This window comes from Pseudomonas sp. GW823-FHT02F05, from assembly GCF_058797315.1.
On the sequence record NZ_JBXAJM010000033.1, the window covers coordinates 20,287 to 30,020 of the forward strand.

The window sequence follows — 9,734 nt, forward strand, 5'->3', positions numbered from 1 at the left end:
CATAGTGAACCATGACGAGTCGCTGCAAATCGCCGCGCCGTCCCTGCCCAAGGGCGGTGGCGCCATCCAGAGTATCGGCAACGGCCTGGGACCGGTCGGTATCAGCGGTGGTGCATCGTTCGAGCTGCCCTTGCCAATCTCCCCCGGGCGGGGTTTTGCCCCGGACCTGACGCTGGGTTACAGCAGCACCAACGGCAACAGCTCGTTCGGAATAGGCTGGGGCAAGACGCCCAATGCGATCACTCGACGAACGTCCACAGGGGTGCCGGCGTATACCGATGAAGACGTGATCCTGGGGCCGGATGGGGAGCCCTGGATGCCGGAACGCAACCCGATGACGGGTACAGAGGTTTCAAGGGTCGAGACGGCCTATAACGGCTTGCCGGTGGGGCCTTACACCGTTGTACGCTACTGGCCTCGCACCGAAGGCGCATTTGCACTGATCGAGCGTTGGTCCGATACCGACAACCCGGGGGGGTTCTGGCTGATTCACAGTGCGGACGGCAATCTGCACCTGTACGGCAAAACCGCTGCTTCACGACGTGCCGACCCGGATGTCGATGCGCGTGTGGGGGAGTGGCTGCTCGAAGAAAGCCTCAACCCGCGTGGCGAGCATATTGTCTACCATTATCAGGCCGGCGATCACGCAGGTGCCCAGCGTTACTTGAGCAAGGTGCTTTACGGCAATGCGCTCGCCGATGACCAGCTGTATGCGTGGCGCGTTGAGGCTGGGCAAGGTGTGCTATGGCATTTTCATCTGGTGTTCGACCATGGTGAACGTCCTATTGCCCTCATGACCGCTCCCCCTTATGAGGCCACCCAGGCATGGCCTGGACGCAGCGATCCGTTCTCCAGCTATGCCTATGGTTTTGAGCTCAGGACGCGGCAACTGTGTCGGCAGGTGCTGATGTTCCACTACTTTCCCGATGAGCCAGACATGGGGCCGGCGCCCGTGCTGGTGCGCCGACTACTGCTTGAATATCGGCCATCGCCACTGGGTTATAGCCTGCTGCATGCTGCCCATGAACAAGCCATTGACCGGGCGGGGAAGGTACAGAGTCGGCCACCGTTGGAGTTCATCTATAACGCGTTCGAGCTCGCACCGGATCCACGGCGCTATCAGCCATTTGAAACAATGCCGGGTCTTGACGACGGCCAGCGTTATAAATTTGTCGACCTGTACGGCGAAGGTTTTCCGGGCATTTTGTATTCTGACGATAAAGCCTGTTACTACCGCGCACCTATGCGGGCCGAGGCGGCGAGCCACCCCGACGAAGTGGCCTATGACGATTGGCATGAGTTGCCAGAGATTCCGATAGCCGACCGCCTGCAGGCACCCCGACAGTTTTTAAGCGACCTCACTGGTGATGGCTGCCTTGAATGGGTCGTAGCCCAGCCTGGGCTGTGTGGTTTTTTTACCTGCAACCCGGACCGCAGTTGGTCGAGCTTCGCGACCGTGGATGCCTTCCCTCACGAGTTTTTCCATCCTCAGGGGCAATTGGCCAATCTGATGGGGGGCGGCTTGTCTGACTTGGCGATGATCGGCCCGCGCAGCGTACGTTTGTATGCCAACCAGCGGCAAGCGGGGTTTGCCCCCGCCACCCAGGTTAAGCGCAAGGAAGGCGAGGATGATCTGCCGTTGATCAGTAACGCCGCCACCGAGTTGGTCGCCTTCAGTGACGTGCTCGGCAGCGGCCAGCAGCATCTGATCCGCATCCGCCACGACCGGCTTGAATGCTGGCCCAACCTGGGGCGAGGCCGCTTTGGTAAAGGGTTCAGGTTCAGCACGCTGGGTTTTGCTTATGACGAGTTCGATGCATCGCGGGTCTTGCTCGCGGATCTGGACGGCTCCGGTGCCGCAGACCTGATCTACTTGAAAGCCGAGTGCGCGCTGGTGTTCATGAACCGTTGTGGCAACGGCTTTGACGACGCCGTCGAGCTTCCTTGGCCCAAAGACGTTCGCTATGACAGATTTTGCCAGGTGAGTACCGCTGACCTGCAAGGGCTGGGCTGCTCCAGTCTGGTGTTGACGGTGCCGCATATGTCGCCCATGCATTGGCGGTATGACTTTGTCGCAGCCAAACCCTATTTGTTATGTGCAACCAATAACAACCAGGGCGCCGCCGCGAGCGTGAAATATCGCAGTTCGGCCCAGGAGTGGCTGGATGAAAAGCAGCAATTGCTCGCGAGCAATCAACCGGCCGTGTGTCGTTTACCTTTCCCCGTGCCGGTGGTGAGTGAGCAGGTTCAATGTGACGAAATCACGGGTAATCGGCTGACGCAACGGTTCGAATATCGAAAAGGCTTTTACGACGGACAGGTACGAACGTTCCGAGGTTTTGCCCTGCTCCTGGCGACTGATACCGACGCTGCTGCCGAGGCATCACCGGAGTCGGGTTTCAGCGAGCCGGTATTGCGCAAGACCTGGTTTCATGTCGGACAGGTGATCGACCCAGCGTGCGATGAGTATTTCAACGGTGATCGCGCTGCTCACCCCTTGGGAGCAACCTTGCTTAGCCATTATCACGAAGCCGACGGTGTCGATGAACTTGTCGTACCCCAGGCCGATGAGTTGCCTGGCATGCTCCAAGCACTGGCAGGCCAGGTATTGCGTGTGGAAACCTATGGAGGGCGCAACGCAGGTGACGTCCCCTATAGCGTCGAGCAAAACCGCTACCTGGTACGCGTGCTGGATCGGCCAGTAGGCGGTCAATTCGCACCTTACAAGGTGATGCTGGCGTTATCGTTGGAGTCGATCGCCTACCAGTACGAGCAACAGGTCGATGACCCGCAGTGCCAGCACGGGATCAACCTGCGCTGGGATGCCTTTGGCAGCCTGACCCATGGCGTCAGGGTCAGTTATGCCCGGCGCCTGACGGCCCAGGATGATCCGGCCTGCCAGGTGGACCCGAATGAAATCACACCGCAGAAACGCTGGTGGTGTGATGCCCATGATTCGGCGCAGCAGGTTTACTACCTGAGTGAAAGCCTGGCGCGGTTTATTCACCTGACACACCCACAGGGCTGGCGCCTGGCCCTGCCTTTTCAGCAACGTGACAACGCGCTGGTGCTGGGTAAGGGCTCTGGTCCCAACGGCTTGCAACCCGACGCGATCAGCTATGAAGCCTTTATCGCGCAAACCGCCGCAAACCCCTTGAATCCCCAAGCTCAGCGAACACTGGTGGGGCAGTCGGTGCAGCGCTACCGGGACTTGTCCGGGGTTCACCCCTTACCGGATGGAGAGGCCATGTTCCTGGCCTTGGCCGATGAGTTGGAAATTGCCGAGCTGGATGAGGCAGCGCTCAAGGCGTACGACTTGCTGCGCAATGACGAGGGTGAAATGCCGTTTGACCTGGAGCAAAAACTCCTGGAGGTCGGGTACCACAAAATGCGCCTGGTTCTGCCGTCCATCGACGGGGCGCAAGCGCCATTGTGGTCGGTCAAGCGCGGTTTCAATACCTACGCCGGCCTCGCGGGTTTCTATAACGTCATCACCGTGCAGCAAACCCGCAGTCATGGTGTGACCCATCTGAGTTACGACCCCTATGGCTGCCTGAATACTCGGGTACGCCTACCTGACGGCTGTGAGACGCGTGTGGATTCGATTGACTATCGCTTGCTGCAACCGGCGCGCATTATCGACCCCAATCAAAACACTCAGGAGGTGCTTTACGGGGCATTCGGCCAGGTGATCGCCACCAGTTTTTTCGGCACCGAACGTGGTCAACCCGTGGGCTTTGCGTCGCTCGATGACTACCGTCCTCCACTCGGCGGCACACCTGGCCAAATCATTGATGCACCGGCCGCGGCGTTGCAGGATGCCGCCACTGCGCACTTTGCCGACCCGTTCAGTTGGATGGGCCGAGTGCCTGACGCCGACCTGCAGGATCGCCAATGGCTGGACGAATGCGTAGCGCAGGGCGACTTGCTACCCAGCGGGCATATTCGTGTGTCGGCCCGTTTGCTCTCGCCATCCGATGCATTGACGCCCGCGCGACAACGCCTGTTGAGCTTGATCCCTCAGGTGCGCCGCGAGCCTGTTCACGCCGTTACCTTGCAGGCTGATCGCTACCCGCTCGATCCGGAAAAACAAATCCGCGTCGCCTTGAGCTGTTGGGACGGTTTCGGTCGCGCCTTGCAGAGCAAGCAAAAGGTCGAGCGCGGTTATGCCTACCATGTACAGGAAGATGGCTCGTTGGCGCTTGACGGAAATTGTCGGCCGGTGACGGTACAGGATGTTGAGCGCTGGCGGGTCAGCGAGCGGGTCGAGTACAACAACAAGGGGCTGATTGTGCGCATCTACAGGCCCTATTTTGCCGATCATCATCGCTACATCAACGATGTCAGCTTCAGGCAACACGGTTACAGCGACCGACAATTCTATGACCCGTTGGGCCGTCCTACTCGTACCGTCCTCGCCAAGGAGGACTACCTGCGGCGTCATACCTACTGGCCTTGGTACAGCATTTACGAGGATGAAAACGACACCTATGAAGAGGTGATGGCGATGAAAGAGGCCCGGGGGAAGACATTGCAATGACCGCCCTTGCGCTGCACCGGCAGACCCCAGGCTTGAGTGTGAGCGACCCTCGCGGGCTGACGGTGCGCACGGTGCGCTATTGGCGTGAGAGTGGGCGGGAGCAGGTGCAGGCAAGGAGCAGTCGTAGTGGCTTCGACGGTGCGGGCCGAGTCGTGGCCGAGTGGGACCCGCGTTTGGTGGAGCGGGCCAACCTGACGCAGGTTTACTCGCTTGGCAGCAAGGTACTGAGCTCCCACAGCGTTGATGCAGGATGGCGTGTCAGCCTGTTCACGCAGGCGGCTGAACAGGTGCAAGCGTGGGACGCTCGCGGTAATGAGCGACAGGTTGAATACGATAGTTTGCTAAGGCCTGTGGCGGTGTTCGAGCAAGCTGCGTGCGTCGAACGTCATCACTACGCCGATGCGTCGCCGCACTTTGCCGCGCACAACCAATGCGGCCAGTTGATCCGCCACGACACTCCGGCTGGAACGCAGCATTTCAATGAGTTCGGCTTGACCGGCGCGGTGCTGGAACAGTATCAACACTTTCTGCAAAGCCTGGATATGCCCGATTGGCCACTGCCCCTTAATGAGCGGGATGATTTGCTTGAGCAAGCAGCCGGTGCTCGCAGTACTTTGCAGTTCAACCCGGTGGGCAATGTGCTGGAGCAAACCGATGCGCAGGGTAATCGGCAGCGTTTCAATCACACCATCGACGGCCGATTGCGCGAGGCCTGGCTGCAGCTGAAAAACGCGACCGCCCCGCAGCGGCTGGTACATGACATTCACTACAACGCTCAAGCACAGATAGAACAGCAAACGGCAGGCAACCAGGTCACCAGTCGGTTTGATTACTGCCCGAAAGACGGGCGATTGAACCGTCTGAGCGCTGCCGGGCCTAGCGACGAACCGCTACAGGATTTGCACTACGTCTATGACCCGGTGGGCAATATCCTTAGCCTTGAAGACAAGGCCCTGCCGGTGCGCTTCTTTGCCAACCAACGCATCGAGCCGATCAACCGCTATACCTACGACAGTCTTTACCAGTTGATCGAAGCCACCGGCTGGGAGGCCGGCAGCGCTAATCGCGGGCCTGCTCATCTCGAGGATCCGGCTGCCGTGGCTAACTATCGTCAAACCTATCGTTATGACGCCGCAGGTAATCTGTTGGAGCTGATCCACCACGGCCCACAGCAACATGGGCGTGTGTTGACGGCGGCCAAGCACAGTAATCGCTGCCTGCCCGAGGTGGGCGGGAGGCCACCGACCGAAGCTGAGATTGCCGAAGCCTTCGATGCCAGCGGCAACCTGTTGATGTTGGACCGGGGCCGAACACTGAGTTGGGATGCACGTAACCAACTGAGCCATGTGCATATGGTGGAGCGCACGTTGCGCCTCAATGACACCGAGCGCTACGTCTACGGTGCCGACGGCATGCGCCAGCGCAAGGTGCGCACGACGCAAACCAACGCCCGCACCTTGGTCAGTGAGACCCGATATCTACCAGGGCTGGAAACGCGCGATGGGGATGGCGAGAAACTGCACGTCGTCACCGTCCAGGCCGGCCGCACCACGGTGCAGGTGTTGCATTGGGAAGGCGCGGCGCCGCAGCAACTGGCGAATGATCAATACCGTTACACCCTTAGCGATCATCTGGGCTCTTGTTCGCTGGAACTGGACAGTGAAGCGCGGATCATCACTCGCGAGACGTATCATCCGTTTGGTACGACGGCCTTCACGCAGAAGGGTGATTCGAGCGAAGAGAGTTATCGCACGTTGCGTTATTCGGGCAAGGAGCGGGATGCGACGGGGCTTTATTACTATGGGTTCAGGTACTACGTGCCGTGGTTACAGCGTTGGATTAACCCTGATCCGGCGGGACGGATCGACGGTTTGAATCTGTATAGAATGGTCAGAAATAATCCGGTTTTGCTCAGAGATGATGAAGGTCTGGTACCTACGAAAGAAGAGATCAACAAGTCGGCATCGCCCTCTCTATTTCAAAGAATGCTGCCAGCCTGGCTGAAAAAAAACAGCGTGATCCAAGAGCGATCATCTACGCACATCGCTGAGACGCAAGTTTACGTGTGGATCCCGCCAAGCGGAGGCGCGGCCACGGCCAATATACTGGTGACCAGACAAACATTCCAAGATGGCAGTAACAGAATTAGTTACGTGGGAGCCAACCCTGATGGTAGTGAGGAACAAAACTCTTCCGTTCATGGATATATAGAGTATGTGGTGCGCGATGACGCTGAGAAACGAGTTGCAGATGTTCATTTGTTTGATGCAAAGCCCGAGGGGAAAGGCTACGGTTCCCTGCTGCTTTTAGAGTTGACGTATGACGCTGAGGAACAGTCGATTCAAAGGGTCGAAGCGAGTGGCGTAGCGATGAGTGCTACAGGTTTCTACTTGTTGGCGGGGTTTCATCCCAGTCGGGAGGGGCACGATACCTTGGAAAGTACGATTCCAGGGCCGATAGATTTTTGGGGGGGAGAGCCGACTGATAACCGGCTTGAGCGATGGTCGGATAGCACTATATCTCCCCGAAAGTTCAATGGTTATGTAGGGGCGAACGGTGTGAAACCTATAGATGAGTTTGGCGCAAAATTATATATGGCGCGACACAGTACTGCTACTTGGGAAGGGGAAACCGCACATATAAAGGAGCAGGCAAAACTGTCGACGATAAAGCGGGGATACTTCAAACAAGTTTAATGTTAACCGCAAGGGCCCTGGCGAGTAACTGTGTACAGGCGTTATACAGTCCAAATAAAAAGCCCCCACCCAACCCACTCATAGCTGACATGGATCTTCTGAAAAAGAAGGGATCCTATGAATCTCTGAGGCCGTCAAACCTCATCACGAATGCGTCGTGGTAGGCGCAAGGATCGGCAAGATGAGGGCAAGGGTCAACGTAGGTCATTGCACCCGACGATGTGGGAACCGGTTTGAATAACTTGCCACACAGTTTGCGCAAGGAGGCTTGGTTGATCAACGACGGAACCCAACGTTGCACTTATACAATGTGAGTTTTTTATGAATATTTCAGACGCCGCTGTAAGCCTGTCCACCCCTCTCAGCGTGTCCGCACCAGCGGAGGCCTCCAGCCAGGCAGGACCCGTGCAAGCGAGTGCCGCCCCCCTCGAGTCGCGCTCGGGGCCGCGTATGCAAAGTATGGGGCTTACGAGCTTGCGGCAAACTGTGCTGCAAGGCCTCGGCGATACAATTCGTTCGCATGTTTTGCCATCCTCAGTACTTCATAGCACCGACAGTTCGAAAGACAAAGCCTATGGGGCCGCGTTGACGTTCGTTGGCGGGATGGCGAAGGTGGCCGGCAAGAAGATGGCAAGCTCAGGTGGCGTTTCCTCGAAAGTCGCAGGTTCGGCGCTGATGTGGGGGGGTAAAGCGGCGGAGAAAATCGGCAAGAACACGTATAAAAATGCTGAACCCAAGGAGGACGGCAATTACAACGCGTTTGCACCGCGTAACTGGGTTCGTTAAAAACAGGCCTGACATCCCGCGAGGAGCTTTCTGTCTGTTTTGATGGTCATTGAACCGAAAAGCCCCCACCCAACCCACTGCGGATAGGGGACGCAATGGGCTGGGCGAGGGCTTCTTGTACGACTGTTTTACTGCGCGATAGTTTTCACCGATACACCACGTTCAACCGGTGTCGAGCGACCGTAGATATCTTCGAAGCGCTCGATATCGTCCTCACCCAAATAGCTGCCCGATTGCACTTCGATGATCTCCAACGGGATCTTGCCCGGGTTGCGCAGGCGGTGCACCGAGGCGATCGGGATGTAGGTGGACTGGTTTTCGCAGAGCAGGAACACGTTGTCGTCACAGGTGACTTCGGCGGTGCCGCTGACCACGATCCAGTGTTCGGCGCGGTGGTGGTGCATCTGCAGCGACAGGCACGCGCCCGGCTTGACCGAGATGTGCTTGACCTGGAAGCGTCCGCCCATGTCCACCGAGTCATAAGAGCCCCAAGGACGGTAGACTTCGCAGTGGTTCTGGGTTTCGCTGCGGCCTTGTTCGTTGAGGGTGTTGACCATCTGCTTGACGCCCTGGACCTTGTCCTTGTGGGCAATCATCATCGCGTCCTTGGTTTCCACCACCACGATGTTGTCCAGGCCGATCACCGACACCAGTTTGCCGTTGCCATGCACCATGCAGTTGCGGCTGTCCTGGATCACTACATCGCCTTTGCTCACGTTACCGTTGGCGTCTTTATCGTTGACCGCCCACAGCGAAGCCCAGCAGCCCACGTCGCTCCAACCGGCTGCCAGCGGGACTACGCAGGCGCGCTGGGTTTTTTCCATCACGGCGTAGTCGATGGAGTTGTCCGGGCAGCACGCGAACGTGGAGTCGTCAAAGGTCACGGTGTCGGCGGTCTGCTCGCTGCGTTCCAGGGTCAGCACGCAGGTGTCATAAATATCCGGGTCGTGCTTTTTCAGCTCTTCGAGGAAGCGGCTGGCGCGGAACAGGAACATGCCGCTGTTCCAGAAGTAGCCACCGCTTTTGACGAACTCGACCGCACGTTTTTCATCGGGTTTCTCCACGAACTGCTGCACGCGGCTCACGCCTTCAGGCAGCAGCGAGTCGTTGGTGGACTTGATGTAGCCGTAGCCGGTTTCCGGGCGGGTGGCCGGCACGCCGAACAGCACCATCTCGCCACGCTCGGCGGCCACGGTGGCCAGGGCCAGTGCGCGTTGCAGTGCTTTCTGGTCGTCGATCACGTGGTCGGCGGGCAGTACCAGCATCAGCTCGTCACGGCCTTCGTTGACCAGCATCATCGCGGTCAGGGCCACGGCCGGCGCAGTGTTGCGGCCGAAGGGTTCCATCAGGATGCGCTGGCAGTCGAGCTTGCGTGCGCTCAGTTGCTCGTTGACGATGAAACGGTGATCTTTGTTGCAGACCACGATGGGGGCGTCCATGCCTTCGAACACCAGGCGCTCCAGGGTTTGCTGGAACAAGGTGTGCTCGCCGGTCAGGGCCAGGAACTGCTTGGGGAACTGTTTACGGGAAAGCGGCCAAAGACGTGAGCCGCTACCACCGGAAAGGATTACTGGGATCATGGGTGTTTCTCCTTGAATCAGTTTGGGTCAGAGCTACGAAGGTTTGTCGTTTCACTCTTGTTTTTGTCTCGGTCCTGAGTTGAAACCCGTTCAGCGTGGGAGCTGGCTTGCCTGCGATGGCGCCTTCAAGAC

General features: G+C 58.2%; 4 protein-coding genes. 3 read left to right on the forward strand and 1 reads right to left on the reverse strand.

Features of this window, described 5'->3' with window-relative positions:
• Positions 1 to 4: 4 nt before the first annotated feature.
• The 3 genes from AC1RAC_RS26995 (at position 5) to AC1RAC_RS27005 (ending at position 8,022) form a co-directional block, all read left to right on the forward strand.
• Complete coding sequence (locus AC1RAC_RS26995) at positions 5 to 4,540, forward strand: SpvB/TcaC N-terminal domain-containing protein (RefSeq protein ID WP_492617136.1); 4,536 nt, start codon at positions 5 to 7, stop codon at positions 4,538 to 4,540.
• A complete protein-coding gene (locus AC1RAC_RS27000) occupies positions 4,537 to 7,236 on the forward strand; it encodes an RHS repeat-associated core domain-containing protein (protein WP_492617137.1) in 2,700 nt (899 codons plus the stop codon). The genes AC1RAC_RS26995 and AC1RAC_RS27000 overlap by 4 nt, the downstream gene beginning before the upstream one ends.
• A 321-nt stretch (positions 7,237 to 7,557) precedes the next feature.
• Positions 7,558 to 8,022: a hypothetical protein gene (locus tag AC1RAC_RS27005; RefSeq protein ID WP_054898944.1), complete on the forward strand. Its 465-nt coding sequence runs from the start codon at positions 7,558 to 7,560 to the stop codon at positions 8,020 to 8,022.
• 128 nt (positions 8,023 to 8,150) lie between these two features.
• On the opposite strand, the gene AC1RAC_RS27010 is transcribed toward AC1RAC_RS27005, so the two are convergent.
• Positions 8,151 to 9,602, reverse strand: coding sequence for a mannose-1-phosphate guanylyltransferase/mannose-6-phosphate isomerase (locus tag AC1RAC_RS27010; RefSeq protein ID WP_034128771.1), 1,452 nt, complete (start codon positions 9,600 to 9,602; stop codon positions 8,151 to 8,153).
• Between the last annotated feature and the right edge of the window lie 132 nt (positions 9,603 to 9,734).

Bases quoted from the DNA above. Each gene is read 5' to 3' on its own strand.
- AC1RAC_RS27000 (WP_492617137.1), top strand. From the start codon at position 4,537: ATGACCGCCCTTGCGCTGCACCGGCAGACCCCAGGCTTGAGTGTGAGC.
- AC1RAC_RS27005 (WP_054898944.1), top strand. From the start codon at position 7,558: ATGAATATTTCAGACGCCGCTGTAAGCCTGTCCACCCCTCTCAGCGTG.
- AC1RAC_RS27010 (WP_034128771.1), bottom strand. From the start codon at position 9,602: ATGATCCCAGTAATCCTTTCCGGTGGTAGCGGCTCACGTCTTTGGCCG.